The sequence below is a fragment of the Streptomyces sp. KR55 genome, from assembly GCF_052245645.1.
Classification (GTDB): Bacteria; Actinomycetota; Actinomycetes; order Streptomycetales; family Streptomycetaceae; genus Streptomyces; species Streptomyces flavusporus.
Genome location: NZ_JBQQCE010000237.1, coordinates 1 through 14,534, shown reverse-complemented (window position 1 = coordinate 14,534; position 14,534 = coordinate 1). Strand labels below are relative to the sequence as shown.

The window sequence follows — 14,534 nt, the reverse complement described above, 5'->3', positions numbered from 1 at the left end:
CCCGACGAGGGCTCGATCCGCTACGACGGCCGGGAGATGGCCACGATGAGCGACGCCGAGCGCAGCGCGCTGAGACGCTCGGAGTTCGGGTTCGTCTTCCAGTTCGGCCAGCTCGTGCCCGAGCTCACCTGTGTCGAGAACGTGGCCCTGCCGCTGCGGCTGAACGGCACGTCCCGCAAGGCTGCCGAGCGTACGGCGCTGTCCTGGATGGAGCGCCTGGAGGTCGACGGGATAGGCAGGAAACGGCCCGGTGAGGTCTCCGGCGGTCAGGGGCAGCGGGTCGCCGTGGCGCGGGCGCTGGTCACCAGTCCGCGGGTGCTGTTCGCCGATGAGCCGACCGGCGCGCTGGACTCCCTCAACGGGGAGCGCGTGATGGAGCTGCTGACGGATGCGGCCCGCTCCACCAACGCGGCCGTCGTCCTGGTCACGCACGAGGCGCGGGTCGCCGCCTACTCCGACCGCGAGATCGTCGTACGGGACGGGAAGTCCCGGGACATGGAGCGCGTCGTATGAGGCTCCGTCAGTGGTCCAGGGATCTGGCCATGGGCGTCGGGTTCGCGTTCACCGGCCGGGGCGGCTGGGTGCGGGCGGTGCTCACGGCGGTCGGCGTCGGGCTCGGCGTGGCGCTGCTGCTGCTCACCACCGCGCTGCCGAGCGCGCTGACCGCCCGGGACGAGCGCGAACGGGCGCGAACCGACTTCACGTTCAGCGAGACGACGCCGCCGAAGACGGACGCCACCCTGCTCATCGCCAACGTCGGCACCACCTTCCGCGACAAGGACATCCGGGGCCGGGAGCTGGAGCCGGAGGGCGCGAAGGCCCCGCTGCCGCCGGGCGTGGCGGAGTTCCCGGCGACGGGCGAGATGGTCGTCTCCCCCGCGCTGAAGGACCTGCTGACGTCGGCGGACGGGGCACTGCTGCGCGAGCGGCTGCCCGACCGGATCGTCGGCACCATCGCCGAGCCCGGCCTGATCGGCTCTCACGAACTCGCCTTCTACCGGGGCGGCGAGGAACTCGCGTCGAAGCTCGACGACGGCCGGGTCGCGCGGATCGAACGGTTCGGGGAGGAGAATCCGGGCACGTCCGAGCCCTGGGATCCCGTGCTGCTCCTGCTGATCCTGGTCGTCTTCGTGGTGCTGCTGATGCCGGTGGGTGTCTTCGTCGCCGCGGCCGTGCGGTTCGGAGGGGAGGGGCGTGACCGGCGGCTCGCGGCGCTGCGGCTGGTGGGCTCCGACCGTCATATGACCCGCCGGGTCGCGGCGGGCGAGGCACTCGCCGGGGCCGTGCTGGGCCTGGTCTTCGGTACCGGTTTCTTCCTGGTCGGCCGTGAGATCGCGGGCTCCGCCGAGGTGTTCGAGGTCAGCGTGTTCCCCAGCTACCTCAACCCCTCTCCCGTCCTTGCCGCACTGGTCGCTCTCGCGGTCCCGGCGGCGGCTGTCCTGGTCACCCTGTTCGCCCTGCGCGGTGTGGTGATCGAGCCGCTCGGCGTGGTCCGCACGGCGAAGCAGCGCCGCCGCCGGCTCTGGTGGCGGCTGGTGCTGCCGCTGGCCGGCCTCGCGATGCTGGCCCCGATGATCGGCCAGGGCAGCGACGGCGGCGACTTCAACCAGTACCTGGTCGTCGGCGGCGTGATGCTGCTGCTCATCGGCGTCACCGCGCTGCTGCCGTGGATCGTCGAGGCGGTCGTCGCCCGGCTCGGCGCGGGCTCGGTGTCCTGGCAACTGGCCGTCCGCAGGCTTCAGTTGAGCAGCGGTACGGCGGCCCGCACGGTCAATGGCATCGCGGTGGCGGTGGCCGGCGCGATCGCGCTGCAGATGCTGTTCGCCGGTGTGGAGGACGACTTCACCGTCGAGTCCGACCAGGACGTCTCGCGGATTCAGATGCAGGTGTCCGTACCGGAGGGCATGCCGCTCACCGAGGCTGCGGCGGAGTTCCGGCGGACCGAGGGGGTGCGCAGGGTGTACGCGTACTCGGAGGGCTATCTGGGCGAGCGGCGCTCCGATCCCCGACTCAGCTCCCAGGTGACCGTGGGCGACTGCGCCTCGCTGCGGGAGGTGGCGAAGCTGCCGTCCTGCCGTGACGGTGACGTGTTCGCCGTGTCGGGCGCGGAATACGACACCGACACCGGCGCCATGGCGAAGCCCGGCCGGACGGTGTACTTCGACCCCACGTACGAGGGCAGCCCGAAGGGCGCGGAGACCGCCTGGACCCTGCCGGCCGTGAAGCGGGCGAAGGCGTCCCTGGACATGACCGGGGGCGAGCGCGGCGGCCTCCTCGTCACCCCGAAGGCGCTGCCCGCGGCGGCCCTGCCGACCCTGACCGGCGAGGTCTATCTGCGCCTCGACGAGTCCGTGCCGGACGTGCGCGACCTGGTACGCAACACGGCGGCGGCCGTCGATCCGCTCGCCGAGCCCATGCTGTGGGTGTCCAGCCAGCGGTCCGACCGCTACGAGAGCATCCGCACCGGCCTGTTCGTCGGCGCCACCTGCGTCCTGGCCCTCATCGGCGCGAGTCTGCTCGTCTCCCAGCTGGAACAGCTCCGCGAGCGCAGGAAGCTGCTGTCCGCCCTGGTCGCCTTCGGCACCCGGCGCCGCACGCTGAGCCTGTCGGTGCTGTGGCAGACGGCGATCCCGATCGTGCTCGGCCTGACCCTGGCCTCCGTGGTGGGCCTCACCCTGGGTGTGGTGCTGCTGAAGATGACGGCCACCCCGGTGAGCGTCGACTGGGCGAGCGTGCTGGCGATGACCGGCATCGGCGCGGGCGTGGTCCTGCTGGTGACGCTGCTCAGCCTGCCGCCGCTGCTGCGGCTGATGCGCCCGGAGGGCCTGCGCACCGAGTGATTCGGCCGGCGCCGTCCACCACCCGTACGGGCTGCGGCCGCAGTGCCTCGCGCAGTGCGGCCGCCAGCTCCTCGTATCGGCGGGCTCGGCCCGCACAAGGAGCACCCCGTTCCATGAGTTCCACGCATTCCATGATTGACGTCAAGAGCTGTCTCCGAACTCCGGACGGAGCATTCCACGACATTCACGAGGCGACCGCCTACCAGGGCGACCGCGACTACGTGGAAGGCGCGATCGAGCTGACCGTGAACCATGTGCCGATCATCGACCGGGACATGTACGACTACGTGGACCAGCTGTGGGCCTGTCTGGTCCGTGTGCTGGAGGAGGTCGCCGAGTCCGGCCGGGGCGAGACGCTCTTCCCGGACCAGCCGATCAGGCTGGTCGTCGAGCGACAGGGCCGGGACGGCGTCCTGGTCTCCTGCGACCCCGGGGACGGCCGTCGCACGGCGTACGCGACGGAGGCGGAGCTGACGGCCGCCGTCGCGGAGGGGGCCGCGGTGTTCTTCCGGCGGATGGCCGAGCTGATCCCCGCGAACTCCGGGCGGTACGAGTTCGAACTCGCGAAGATCGCGGCACTGAAAGCCGGTTGACGCGCAGCCGTCAGGAGTCGGCTCGCCGGTCCACGATCCGTACCGGCAGCTCCCGCATAGCCTCTCGCAAGGCCGCCGCCAGTTCGTCGTACTCCCCGGAGCGCGCCGCCCCCGTTCGCATGGCGAGGGCGATCCGGCGCGTGGGTGCGGGGTCGGCGAAGAAGCCGGTGAGGAGCTGGCTGGAGCGAGTCGTCTCCACCTTGACCGCCGTGCGCGGCAGCAGCGTCACGCCGAGTCCGCCCGCGACCAGCTGCACCAGTATCGACAGTCCCGCGGCCGTGGTGGTCGCAGGGACGTCCTCACGCCCCGCCTCCCGGCAGATGTCGAGGGCCTGGTCGCGCAGGCAGTGCCCCTCGTCGAGCAGCAGCAGGTTCAGTTCCCTCAGCGCCTCGCGGGGAATGCCCTCCCGCCCGCCGAGCCAGTGGTCCAGCGGTGTGACGAGCACGAAGTCCTCGTCGAACAGCGGGAGTTCCGACACTCCCGGCACCCCGAGCGGTACGGCGAGCAGCAGCAGATCCAGCCGGCCGGAGGTGAGCCCGTCGAGGAGGTTGGCGGTCTGCTCCTCGTGCACCTGGAGGTCGAGGTCGGGATAGCGGTCGTGCACCAGTCGCAGCACGGTCGGCAGGAGATAGGGCGCGACGGTCGGAATGACGCCCAGCCGCAGGGCCCCGGTGAAGGGCGCACGCACCGCCTCGGCCTCTTCCATCAGGGCTCCCACCTCGCTCAGCACCGCCTTCGCCCGTACGGCCAGCCGCTCACCGGCGGGCGAGAGCAGCACCTTGCGGGTCGTACGCTCGAGGAGGGTGACGCCGAGGACCTCCTCCAGGGCGGAGACGGCGCCGGAGAGGGCGGGCTGGCTCATGCCGATCGCGGCGGCCGCGTCACGGAAGTGCAGATGCTCGGCGACGGCGGCGAAGGCACGCAACTGGGCAAGACTGGGCTGCCTCCTCTTGCTCACGTTACTGACGGTCACTGATAGCTGCCTCCGATCAACCCGACCGAGTGTAGCTATTTCCGTAATCAATGCGCGTTGTGCCACGATCATGAACGTCCAACCCCATGGGAAACGCCCACACAATGGGCGTTTCTTCGCTGCAAGGAGAGCTAGTGCTCACTGTCGGTGACAGGTTCCCCGAGTTCGAACTGACTGCCTGCGTCTCGCTGGAGCAGGGCCAGGAGTTCGAGAAGATCAACCACAAGACCTACGAGGGCAAGTGGAAGGTGATCTTCGCTTGGCCCAAGGACTTCACCTTCGTGTGCCCGACCGAGATCGCGGCCTTCGGCAAGCTGAACGAGGAGTTCGCCGACCGCGACGCCCAGGTCCTCGGCTTCTCCGGTGACTCCGAGTTCGTGCACCACGCCTGGCGCAAGGACCACGACGACCTGCGTGACCTGCCGTTCCCGATGATGGCCGACTCCAAGCACGAGCTGATGCGCGACCTCGGCATCGAGGACGAGGAGGGCTTCGCCAAGCGGGCCGTCTTCATCGTCGACCAGAACAACGAGATCCAGTTCTCGATGGTGACCGCCGGCTCGGTCGGCCGTAACCCCAAGGAGGTCCTGCGGGTCCTCGACGCGCTCCAGACGGACGAGCTGTGCCCGTGCAACTGGAGCAAGGGCGACGAGACCCTGGACCCGGTCAAGCTGCTGGCCGGTGAGTGACTGACATGTCCCTCGACTCCCTGAAGTCCTCGATTCCGGACTACGCCAAGGACCTGAAGCTCAACCTGGGCTCGGTCATCGGCAACTCCGAGCTGCCGGCGCAGCAGCTGTGGGGCACGGTGCTGGCGACCGCCATCGCCTCCCGCTCCCCCATCGTCCTGCGCGAGCTGGAGCCGGAGGCCAAGGCGAACCTGTCGCCCGAGGCGTACACAGCGGCGAAGGCGGCGGCCGCGGTGATGGCGATGAACAACGTCTTCTACCGCACGCGCCACCTGCTGTCCGACCACGAGTACGGCACCCTGCGCGCCGGCCTCCGGATGAACGTCATCGGCAACCCCGGTGTCGACAAGGTCGACTTCGAGCTGTGGTCCTTCGCCGTCTCCGCCATCAACGGCTGCGGCATGTGCCTCGACTCGCACGAGCAGGTCCTGCGCAAGGCCGGCATCGACCGCGAGGTCATCCAGGAGGCCTTCAAGATCGCCTCCGTCATCCAGGCGGTCGGCGTCACGCTGGACGCCGAGGCGGTACTGGCCGAGTAGCCGGACCAAGCCCCCGCGTGCGGGCCCCGTTCACCTTCGCGGTGGGCGGGGCCCTGTCCGTTGCCGCGGGAGTCCTGCGGAGACGGTCAGTGCGGGCGTCTCACGACGCCGAGTCCGACGGAGGGTTGGGCGGCGGCGGGGCGATGGACGTCGCCGTCGCGCCGTGCGGCTGAGGAGAGTGCCGTAGCGCCTCCTGGGAGTACGACCGCAGATAGCCGACCACCGTGTTGGTCACCGCCACCAACGGCACCGCCACCACCGCGCCGCCGATCCCGGCCACCAGGCCCCCGGCCGCGACGGCGAGCACCACGGCCAGCGGATGCACCCGCACCGCCCGCCCCAGAATGAACGGCTGCAGGATGTGCCCCTCGATCTGCTGGACCGCGAGGACGACGACCAGCGTCATCACCGCAGTGAAGACGCCCTGCGTCACGAGCGCGACCACGACCGCCAGTGCCCCGGACACCACCGCACCCACCAGCGGGACGAAGGCACCGAGGAAGATGAACACGGCGAGCGGCACGGCCATCGGGACGTCCAGGAAGTAGATCCCCAGGCCGATGAAGATCGCGTCGATCAGCGCCACCACCACCGTGCCGCGCACATACGCCGTCAGCGTCCGCCAAGCCCGCGGCCCCGCCCCGGCGACTCCCGGCCGTGCCGCCGCCGGCACCAGCTTCAGCGTCCACTGCCAGATGCGCGGTCCGTCGTAGAGGAGGAACAGCGTCGAGAAGACCGCGAGCAGGATCCCGGTCAGCGTCTCGACGACGACCGTCACGCCCTCCAGCCCCGCGGACGTGATCTGGTCGGTGTTCGCCCCGATCGCCTCTCGCAGGTTCTCGGCGATGTCGTTGATCTGCTTGTCGGTGACGTGGAAGGGGCTGTCGAGCAGCCACCGGCGCAAATCGTCGATGCCGTCCTGGACCTCGTCGGAGAGGTTGTCGATGTTCTCCATGACCTGCCAGGTCACGAACCAGCCGATGAGCCCCATGACGACGAAGCCGAGGATCGCGGTGAGCACCGTGGCCGGCCCGCGCGGCACTCCGTACCGCCGCAACCGCGCCACCGTCGGCTGCAGCAGAGCGGTGATGAGCAGCGCCGCGACAAAGGCCAGCACCAGCAGCTGTACGGCACTGATGACCCGCATCAGCACCCACAGCGTGCCCGCCAGCACCAGCAGCCGCCACCCGGCCTCGGCGGCGACCCGCACACCCCACGGCACGGCCTGCGCCGGATCTGGCCGGACGACCGTCGGCGCGGCGGCGCCCTCGGCGGGTGCGGACACCTGCGCGGCGGCCGCCGGCTTCGGCTCGGGCTCGGCGTGCTCCTTCTCCGCCTCGGCCCGGCGTTCCTCCCACTGCTGGCCCATATCTGCCAGCCGGGTCCCGAGCCGGCTCAGCCACCGTGGCACTCGCGACATGATCCGTCCCTTTCCCCCGTCTGTCCCCACCGCTCCCCCCTGGAGTCGTCCCGTCCGACCGTACATGGCCGAAGCCCCTCACCGAAGGACGGTGAGGGGCTCGGAAAAGTTGAGCGGGGGTCGGCTCAGTACCAGTTGTTGGCCTGCCAGAACGACCAGGCGTCACAGGGACTGCCGTAGCGCTCGTTCATGTAGTTGAGGCCCCACTTGATCTGGGTGGCCGGGTTGGTCTGCCAGTCGGAACCGACGGAGGACATCTTGGAGCCGGGCAGCGCCTGGAAGAGGCCGTAGGCACCGGAAGAGGGGTTGACCGCCCGGTAGTTCCAGTCGGACTCGTGGTCCACGATGTTGCTGAAGCACTGGAACTGCCCGCTCGGCACCATCGAGGCCGCCATCGACTGGATCTCGGCGACGGTGTACGAGCTCTGGACGGCGAAGTCGGACGCGTCCCGGGCGGCGTCGCGGCTGGCCGCCTGCTCCGCCTCCTCGCGCTCCTTGGCTTCCTGAGCCGCCTTCTCTGCCTTCTCTGCGGCTTCCTTCTTCGCGATCGCGGTCTCGGCGGCCGCCTTGCGGGCCGCCTCCTCGGCATCCTTCTTGGCGCTCGCGTCTGCGGCGATGGCCTGCACGTCGGCCTGCTGCGTCAGGGACGCGGTCTGCACCTGGGCCTGCTGGCCCGCGGGTATGTCCGCGAGGAGCGTCAGGTCGGTTGCCGCCGCCTCGGCGTCGTTGTTCTGCGCGGTGCTGCCCGAGGCAACGCCGACGACGCTTCCGACTGCGGTGACCGCGGTGGCCGAGGCCACTGCGAATCCCCGGACCGAAATCCGGCTCACACGGTTTCCTTCCAGCATCGCCCGCTTCGGTGACCCTGGCGGACGCAATCGTGCCCCTGGCACTGGCCTCCCCAACTGCGGGGTCACGGGAGGCGCGGGCCCGGTGGGCAACTCCCCGCAGGGGAGCGCCGCGTGGTGCTCGGGCGGCATACGACGGAGCTATGGAGTTAGCGGTGTTGCTTCCGTTGTGCCGTACCGCTGGGGGTACAGGTGTGTCGTATGCGGGGCCTGACAGGAGTGAGACTCTGCCGTAACCGGACGGCGGGTGGCAATTCTGAGTTGCGTGTGAAAGCTCACATCCTGTTTGGCCCTGGGATTTTTGAGAAACCGTGACGCGCGAAGGCGCCGTCCGGCTAGGCTCTCGGCCTTTGCCGGACGGCGCCAACTACCGCGTAACCGCCCCGAGATGGGGCGCGAGGGTCAGATCTGCCCGTCCTCCAGCATTTCGGTCACAAGCGCCGCGATCTGGGACCTCTCGGACCGCGTCAGCGTGACATGCGCGAAGAGCGGATGCCCCTTCAGTTTCTCGACGACGGCGACGACACCGTCGTACCGCCCCACGCGCAGATTGTCCCGCTGTGCCACGTCATGGGTCAGAACGACCCGTGAATTAGCGCCGATCCGGGACAGAACGGTCAGCAGTACGTTCCGCTCCAGCGACTGCGCCTCGTCCACGATCACGAACGCGTCGTGCAGCGACCGCCCGCGGATGTGCGTGAGCGGCAGCACCTCCAGCATCCCGCGCGCGGTGACCTCTTCGATGACCTCGCGACTGGTGACCGCGGACAGCGTGTCGAAGACCGCCTGAGCCCAGGGGCTCATCTTCTCGGCCTCGCTGCCGGGCAGATAGCCGAGCTCCTGCCCGCCCACCGCGTACAGCGGACGGAAGACCATGATCTTCTCGTGCTGACGGCGCTCCAGGACCGCCTCCAGACCCGCACACAGCGCCAGCGCCGACTTGCCGGTGCCGGCCCGGCCACCCATCGACACGATCCCGATGTCCGGGTCCAGCAGCAGATCCAGCGCGATGCGCTGCTCGGCGCTGCGGCCCTTGATACCGAACGCCTCCCGGTCGCCCCGCACCACCCGGACGTTGCCCTCCGGCGTCACCCGGCCGAGCGCCTTGCCGCGCTCGGACTGGATGGTCAGGCCGGTGTGGACGGGCAGGTCGGCGGCCTCGGGGACGTAGACGTGGCCTTCCTCGAAGAGGATGTCCACCTGTTCGCCGGGCAGGGTCAGTTCGGACATTCCGGTCCAGCCGGAGGCGTCCGTGATGGCCAGCTCCGCGCGGTACTCCTCGGCGAGGAGGCCGACCGACGACGCCTTGATCCTGAGCGGGAGGTCCTTCGACACGACGGTGACGTCGAACCCCTCGGCCTGCAGGTTGCGGGCGACCGCGAGGATGCGGGAGTCGTTGTCCCCCAGGCGGTAGCCGGTGGGCAGCACGCTGGGGTCCGAGTGGTTGAGCTCGACACGCAGGGTGCCGCCGAGGTCCCCGATCGGGATGGGGGCGTCGAGGCGGCCGTACCGCACCCGGAAGTCGTCGAGCAGGCGCAGTGCCTGCCGGGCGAAGTACCCGAGTTCGGGATGGTGCCGCTTGGCCTCCAGCTCCGTGACCACGACGACGGGGAGCACGACCTCGTGCTCGTCGAAGCGGTTCAGGGCGTTCGGGTCGGCCAGCAGGACGCTGGTGTCGAGAACATAGGTGCGCCGGTCTGGCTTGTGGCGCTTTGTGCTGGTCACCACGGAAGGACGTACCCCCTCGGATGAGGTCGGGGAGCGACGGAGATGAGCTGGACCGGTCGACGGCTCCGATGCACGGGCCGAGAACCGGCCCTCACGTTGCTTCGTCCGTGCTGTGACCGCACGATCGGGCTGGTGCAAAGGGCCTCCCGGGCGGACGGCCCCGTGCCGCCCGCTGAGATCCGACACCCGTGGTTCGGGTGTCGACCTGATTGCCTTATGCCCTCGAACATGCGCTGCCATGCCACGGCATATGACGGCGCCCCGGTGAACTCCTTGTGAAGCGGGGTACGTCCGCTGCTGCGGGGGTTCGTCCGTCAGCCGCCGTAACGACGGTGGCGCGCCGCGTAGTCACGCAGGGCGCGCAGGAAGTCGACCTTGCGGAAGGCCGGCCAGAAGACCTCGCAGAAGTAGTACTCGGAGTGGGCCGTCTGCCAGAGCATGAATCCGGACAGCCGCTGCTCACCGCTGGTGCGGATCACCAGGTCGGGGTCGGGCTGGGCACCCGTGTAGAGGTGCCGGCCGATCATGTCGACGTCGACGGTCTCGGCGACGTCCTCGATGGACCTGCCCTTGTCGGCGGCGTCCAGCAGCATCGAACGGACGGCGTCGGCGATCTCCTGGCGGCCGCCGTAGCCGATGGCGACGTTGACGAGTATCCCGTCGACGTGCGCCGTGGCCTCCTCGGCCTCCTTGAGCGTGGTCTGCATCTGCTGCGGCAGCAGATCGAGGGTGCCCACGTGGTGGACGCGCCAGCGGCCGTCGGCGGCGAGAGTGCGCACGACGTCCTCGATGATCCCGAGCAGCGGGACGAGCTCCTCCTGGGGGCGGTCGAAGTTGTCCGTCGACAGCAGCCAGAGGGTGACGACCTCGACGTCCGTCTCGGAGCACCAGCCGAGGAACTCCTCGATCTTCTCCGCGCCGGCCCGGTGACCGTGAACTGTGGTGGAGCCCGCGGCCTTCGCCCAGCGCCGGTTGCCGTCCATGATGACGCCGATGTGCTTGGGCACCTGAGCGTGGTCCAGGTGGCCTTCCACCCGGCGTGCGTACAGCCTGACCAGCAGGCCGCGCAGCTTGTCGCGCAGGTTCACGTGATTGTCAGCCCCTCCGTACGGTGGCGGTCCCCGCGGGCGGAAGCCTACCCCTGCGGGACCCTGCGGGGCTTGGGCGGGGTTTTTTGGGTGCGGGTTGTGGGGGCTGGTCGCGCAGTTCCCCGCGCCCCTGGGGGCGTGGAGGTGAGCCGCGTTTGCCAGGCACCCCTCGTGGGAGAAAAAACGGGCCGGTCCGTGGGGGGGGAGACGGACCGGCCCGAGGGGGGGTTTCCACCATAACCCTTCGTAAGGGATGCTGCGTGCATCGGCGCGCAATAACTACTCTCCGGAATCGTCCGGCGACGCGTCGGTGGCCGCGGAACGTGCGGTTCACAGGGGGTTCACAGCTGGCGCGTGGCTGAATCGTGAGTGTCCCCCTGATGGGGGAATGGCCCTGCGGAGGCTTGACGGAGAGGGCACCGCGCAGCCCCCTCCACTGCGCGGTGCAGCCCGCGCGGCTTTGCTCACGCGAATTCCCTTGGTCTGAACTTACGTGAAGGTGCCGATGTGAATCCAGGGGCTGCCGGTAACAATGTGAAAACTCCGTGACCTGCGTGGAGGACAGGATCCGACCTGGAACCGGCCTAACGTCCCTCGCATGACTGTGCGGAGCAGAGGGATCACTTGGGATCAGGCGAGTGCGCGGCGGCTCGAGCGGCAGTTCCTGGCCAATCCGGCCGCGGCCGGTGCACCGGTCGCCGACATCGTCGCCGCGATGCTCGGGGCGCATGCGCAGGTGCTGTCCGCGGCCGAGCTGTCGGTGGGGGCGAGGGCCGCCGGGGTGACCCGGGCGGACGTACGCACCGCGCTGTGGGAGGAGCGGTCGCTGGTCAAGACGTACGGACCGCGCGGGACGGTGCATCTGCTCGACGTACGTGAGCTCCCGGTCTGGAGTGCCGCGCTGACCGCGGTGCCGGCCGGGCCGAACAACTTCCCGCCGGACGTCCGGCTCACCGACGAGCAGGCCGAGCGGTGGCGCAGGTGCTGGAGGCGACGGCCGGGGCGGACCTGGTGCTCGGCGAGGTGACGACGGGGCCGCACGCGTGAGCGGGCCTGGCTGAGCGGCCTTGGCGAAGTCCGGTGCGTTACCGCGCGCCGTGAGGGGCGCGGGGAACTGCGCGACCAGTCCCCACCGGCCCGCAGCTTCATCACCACATTTCCAGCGGAGCGCTTAGGCGGCGGGCTTGCGGGCGTCGAAGAGGTGCCGGGTGCTGTGGGCGACGAAAGGGCCCTCGGCGCGGATGCGTTCGTGCAGGGCGCGGAGCTTGTCCTCGTAGGCCTCCACGGTGAAGTCCGGGACCATCCAGATCACCTTCCGCAGGAAGTGGACGACGGCGGCGATGTCGTGGAACTCCATCCGCAGCCGCTGCGCGCGCAGGTCGGCGATCTCCAGGCCGGCGGCCTCGGCGTCGGCGCGTTCGTGGTCGGGGTGGCGGCCGTTGCGATTGTCCTCGGGCTGCGGTCCGAGGAAGTACTCGACGAGTTCGTAGCAGCTGCTGGGGCCGACGTGCTGGGCGAAGTACGTACCGCCGGGCTCGAGGACGCGGGCGATCTCGGCCCAGTGCGGCCGTACGGGGTGGCGGCTGACGACGAGGTCGAAGGTGGCGTCCGCGAAGGGCAGCGGCGCGTCCTCGGGCGCCGCGACGACCGCGACGCCGCGGGGGCGGAGCAGGGCGGTCGCCTTGGCGACGTTCGGCGGCCAGCCCTCCGTCGCGACGGTGAGGCGGGGCGGGTGCGGGGCCGCGCCGAGGGCGAAGTCGAGGACCTCGCCTCCGCCGGTCTGGAGGTCGAGGGCGGCCCTCGCGCGGCCCAGGCGCCCGGCCATCGACTCCGCGTACCGCCACACGGGCCGCTCCTCCGTGGCCCGGCCCTCGAACCAGGAGAAGTCCCAGCCCTCGGTGGGAACGGAGGCCCCTTCGGCGACGAGTTCCTCGAAGGTGCGCTGGTCGTGATCCATGCGCTGATCGTGGCAGGGCGTTGTCAGTGGCCGCTGCTAATTTTCCGGCATGGCCAACGACAACGAAGCGGGCATGCCGTACCAGGGCAGCGAGAAGGCGACACTGCGGGCCAGTCTCGACCGGCATCGGGACGTGGCGCTGTGGAAGCTGGAGGGCCTGGACGACGAGCAGTTGAGGCGTCCGATGACGCCGTCGGGCACCAGTCTGCTCGGTCTGGTGAAGCATCTGGGGTCGGTGGAGTACGGATGGTTCGTGGAGACCTTCGGCCGCGAGGTGGAGCCGTTCTGGTTCGACCCGTACGAGAACGAGGACATGGCGGCGGACCAGGGTGAGACGACCGAGCAGATACTCGCCTTCTACAGCCGGGCCCGCGCCGCGGCCGACCGCACCCTGGACGAGCTGACGCTGGACGACCTCGGCAGCCCGCCCTGGCGGGGCACGACCGTGTCCCTGCGCTGGGTGCTGGTCCACATGATCGAGGAAGTCGCCAGACACGCGGGCCACATGGACATCATCCGGGAGCTGCTCGACGGATCGACGGGCGACCACCGGGCGGGGTGACGGGCGACCACCGGGCGCACGTGACGTGACACGCTCCCAGGCGCTGCATCGAAGGATGTAGGACGGTTTCGTCCAGCGGCACGACGATTGTGCCGCGACGCGCCGAGAGCCTGGTGTCATGACGAACATCCTGCGCGCGTCGGTGGACGCCGCTTCCCCCCACACCTCCCCGTCGCCGGCCCGGCTGCCGCTGCTGGACGTCCTGCGCGGGGCGGCGATCCTCGGCACGCTCATGACGAACGTGTGGATCTTCGCCACCCCGGGCTCCGAATGGGCGTTCCTGCAGGGAGCGGCCACCGCGGACCCGTTAGGCGAGCCCGCCGAGGCGCTCTTCCGGTTCCTCGCCGACGGGAAGTTCCTGTCGCTGCTGACGATCCTCTTCGGCGTGGGCCTGGCCATCCAGTACGACTCCGCCGCCCGCCGCGGCACCCCCTGGCCGCGCGGCTACCGGCCCCGCGCTCTCTTCCTCCTCACCGAGGGCACGCTCCACTTCGTCCTCGTCTTCGGCTTCGACGTACTGATGGGGTACGCCGTCACGGCCCTGCTCGTCGCCCGGCTGCTGACCCGCTCCGAGCGGGTGCGGCGCGCGGTGCTGTGGACGTCGGTGAGCCTGCACGTGGCCCTGATGTCGCTGATCACCCTCGCCCTGCTGGCCTCCGACTCCGAGGAGTCATCGGTCTCCGCCGAGACCGTGGACCTCTACGCCCACGGCAGCTGGCTCGACCAGATCGCCTTCCGCCTGGAGAACGCCATCTCCCTGCGCATGGAGCCGGTCATCTCCTTCGGCCTGCTGGTCTTCCTCTTCCTGCTCGGCGTCCGCCTCCACCGCGCCGGCGCCTTCGCCGCGACCGAGCAGGGCCGTCGGCTGCGTTCCCGTATGGCGGTGTGGGGTCTGGGCCTGGGCATCCCGTTCAACGCGGCCCTCACCCTGGGCGGCGAGGAGTTCTTCTTCCTCGGCCGCTATGTGGCCGCCCCCGTGGTCGCCCTCGGCTACATCGGCCTGATCGGCGTCGTCATGGACCACGGGTGGCTCCCCACCGCGCTCACCCGAGGCCTGTCCGCGGTCGGCCGCACAGCCCTGTCCTGCTACGTCCTGCAGAACCTGCTGTGCATGCTGGCCTGCTACGGCCTCGGTCTCGGCCTGGCCGAGCGGCTCGCGGACGAGGGGCCGTGGTGGGTGATGACCCTGTGGGCGGCCGTCTGCGCACTCCTCGTCACCGCCTCCGCCCTGTGGCTGCGCCGCTTCTCCCAGGGCCCGCTGGAGTCGGTGCAACGGTGGGCGCTGCGCCGCTGACAT

The 14,534-nt window shown here is 70.1% G+C and carries 13 protein-coding genes and 1 pseudogene; 8 read left to right on the top strand and 6 right to left on the bottom strand.

Annotated elements, in window-relative coordinates; translation table 11 throughout:
• The 3 genes from ACTWQJ_RS29825 to ACTWQJ_RS29815 all read left to right on the top strand — a co-directional run.
• On the top strand, positions 1-513 hold a 513-nt coding region (locus ACTWQJ_RS29825), incomplete at its 5' end, for an ABC transporter ATP-binding protein (RefSeq protein ID WP_443309634.1).
• Positions 510-2,840 carry an ABC transporter permease gene (locus ACTWQJ_RS29820; RefSeq protein ID WP_443309633.1) on the top strand — a complete coding sequence of 777 codons (2,331 nt, stop codon included), beginning with the start codon at positions 510-512 and terminating at the stop codon, positions 2,838-2,840. The genes ACTWQJ_RS29825 and ACTWQJ_RS29820, both read left to right, overlap by 4 nt.
• A gap of 113 nt (positions 2,841-2,953) precedes the next feature.
• On the top strand, positions 2,954-3,433 hold the full coding sequence (locus ACTWQJ_RS29815) for a hypothetical protein (RefSeq protein WP_443309632.1): 480 nt from the start codon (positions 2,954-2,956) through the stop codon (positions 3,431-3,433).
• A gap of 10 nt (positions 3,434-3,443) precedes the next feature.
• Here ACTWQJ_RS29815 and ACTWQJ_RS29810 read toward each other — a convergent pair whose 3' ends face one another.
• Positions 3,444-4,406 (bottom strand): LysR substrate-binding domain-containing protein, encoded by a 963-nt coding sequence (locus ACTWQJ_RS29810; protein ID WP_443309631.1) that lies wholly within the window; start codon positions 4,404-4,406, stop codon positions 3,444-3,446.
• A gap of 134 nt (positions 4,407-4,540) precedes the next feature.
• On the opposite strand from ACTWQJ_RS29810, the gene ACTWQJ_RS29805 reads away from it, so the two are divergent.
• Positions 4,541-5,095 carry a peroxiredoxin gene (locus tag ACTWQJ_RS29805; RefSeq protein ID WP_443309630.1) on the top strand — a complete coding sequence of 185 codons (555 nt, stop codon included), beginning with the start codon at positions 4,541-4,543 and terminating at the stop codon, positions 5,093-5,095.
• Between the two features lie 5 nt (positions 5,096-5,100).
• The gene (locus tag ACTWQJ_RS29800; RefSeq protein WP_409469938.1) at positions 5,101-5,634 is read left to right on the top strand and encodes an alkyl hydroperoxide reductase; all 534 of its coding nucleotides are present in this window, start codon (positions 5,101-5,103) and stop codon (positions 5,632-5,634) included.
• Between the two features lie 100 nt (positions 5,635-5,734).
• On the opposite strand, the gene ACTWQJ_RS29795 is transcribed toward ACTWQJ_RS29800, so the two are convergent.
• The 4 genes from ACTWQJ_RS29795 to ACTWQJ_RS29780 all read right to left on the bottom strand — a co-directional run bounded on the left by ACTWQJ_RS29795 (position 5,735) and on the right by ACTWQJ_RS29780 (position 10,718).
• Positions 5,735-7,054, bottom strand: a complete 1,320-nt coding sequence (locus ACTWQJ_RS29795; protein WP_443309629.1) for an AI-2E family transporter — start codon at positions 7,052-7,054, stop codon at positions 5,735-5,737.
• Between the two features lie 125 nt (positions 7,055-7,179).
• Positions 7,180-7,884 (bottom strand): transglycosylase SLT domain-containing protein, encoded by a 705-nt coding sequence (locus ACTWQJ_RS29790; RefSeq protein ID WP_443309628.1) that lies wholly within the window; start codon positions 7,882-7,884, stop codon positions 7,180-7,182.
• Between the two features lie 420 nt (positions 7,885-8,304).
• Positions 8,305-9,630 carry a PhoH family protein gene (locus tag ACTWQJ_RS29785; protein ID WP_129801240.1) on the bottom strand — a complete coding sequence of 442 codons (1,326 nt, stop codon included), beginning with the start codon at positions 9,628-9,630 and terminating at the stop codon, positions 8,305-8,307.
• Between the two features lie 314 nt (positions 9,631-9,944).
• A complete protein-coding gene (locus tag ACTWQJ_RS29780) occupies positions 9,945-10,718 on the bottom strand; it encodes an isoprenyl transferase (RefSeq protein ID WP_385510832.1) in 774 nt (257 codons plus the stop codon).
• Between the two features lie 598 nt (positions 10,719-11,316).
• Between ACTWQJ_RS29780 and ACTWQJ_RS29775 the strand changes: the two are divergent.
• Positions 11,317-11,685: pseudogene (locus ACTWQJ_RS29775) on the top strand (DNA glycosylase AlkZ-like family protein); the annotation flags it as partial.
• Between the two features lie 204 nt (positions 11,686-11,889).
• On the opposite strand, the gene ACTWQJ_RS29770 reads toward ACTWQJ_RS29775, so the two are convergent.
• A complete protein-coding gene (locus ACTWQJ_RS29770) occupies positions 11,890-12,675 on the bottom strand; it encodes a class I SAM-dependent methyltransferase (RefSeq protein ID WP_443309627.1) in 786 nt (261 codons plus the stop codon).
• Positions 12,676-12,724: 49 nt separating this feature from the next.
• On the opposite strand from ACTWQJ_RS29770, the gene ACTWQJ_RS29765 reads away from it, so the two are divergent.
• Both ACTWQJ_RS29765 and ACTWQJ_RS29760 read left to right on the top strand, forming a co-directional pair.
• Positions 12,725-13,237 carry a DinB family protein gene (locus ACTWQJ_RS29765; RefSeq protein WP_443309626.1) on the top strand — a complete coding sequence of 171 codons (513 nt, stop codon included), beginning with the start codon at positions 12,725-12,727 and terminating at the stop codon, positions 13,235-13,237.
• Between the two features lie 118 nt (positions 13,238-13,355).
• Complete coding sequence (locus tag ACTWQJ_RS29760) at positions 13,356-14,531, top strand: DUF418 domain-containing protein (RefSeq protein ID WP_443309625.1); 1,176 nt, start codon at positions 13,356-13,358, stop codon at positions 14,529-14,531.
• Positions 14,532-14,534 lie beyond the last annotated feature (3 nt).

Excerpts from the sequence above, each read along its gene's own strand:
- ACTWQJ_RS29765 (WP_443309626.1), top strand. The coding sequence starts at position 12,725 with ATGGCCAACGACAACGAAGCGGGCATGCCGTACCAGGGCAGCGAGAAG.
- ACTWQJ_RS29760 (WP_443309625.1), top strand. The coding sequence starts at position 13,356 with ATGACGAACATCCTGCGCGCGTCGGTGGACGCCGCTTCCCCCCACACC.
- ACTWQJ_RS29800 (WP_409469938.1), top strand. The coding sequence starts at position 5,101 with ATGTCCCTCGACTCCCTGAAGTCCTCGATTCCGGACTACGCCAAGGAC.
- ACTWQJ_RS29770 (WP_443309627.1), bottom strand. The coding sequence starts at position 12,675 with ATGGATCACGACCAGCGCACCTTCGAGGAACTCGTCGCCGAAGGGGCC.
- ACTWQJ_RS29820 (WP_443309633.1), top strand. The coding sequence starts at position 510 with ATGAGGCTCCGTCAGTGGTCCAGGGATCTGGCCATGGGCGTCGGGTTC.
- ACTWQJ_RS29815 (WP_443309632.1), top strand. The coding sequence starts at position 2,954 with ATGAGTTCCACGCATTCCATGATTGACGTCAAGAGCTGTCTCCGAACT.
- ACTWQJ_RS29795 (WP_443309629.1), bottom strand. The coding sequence starts at position 7,054 with ATGTCGCGAGTGCCACGGTGGCTGAGCCGGCTCGGGACCCGGCTGGCA.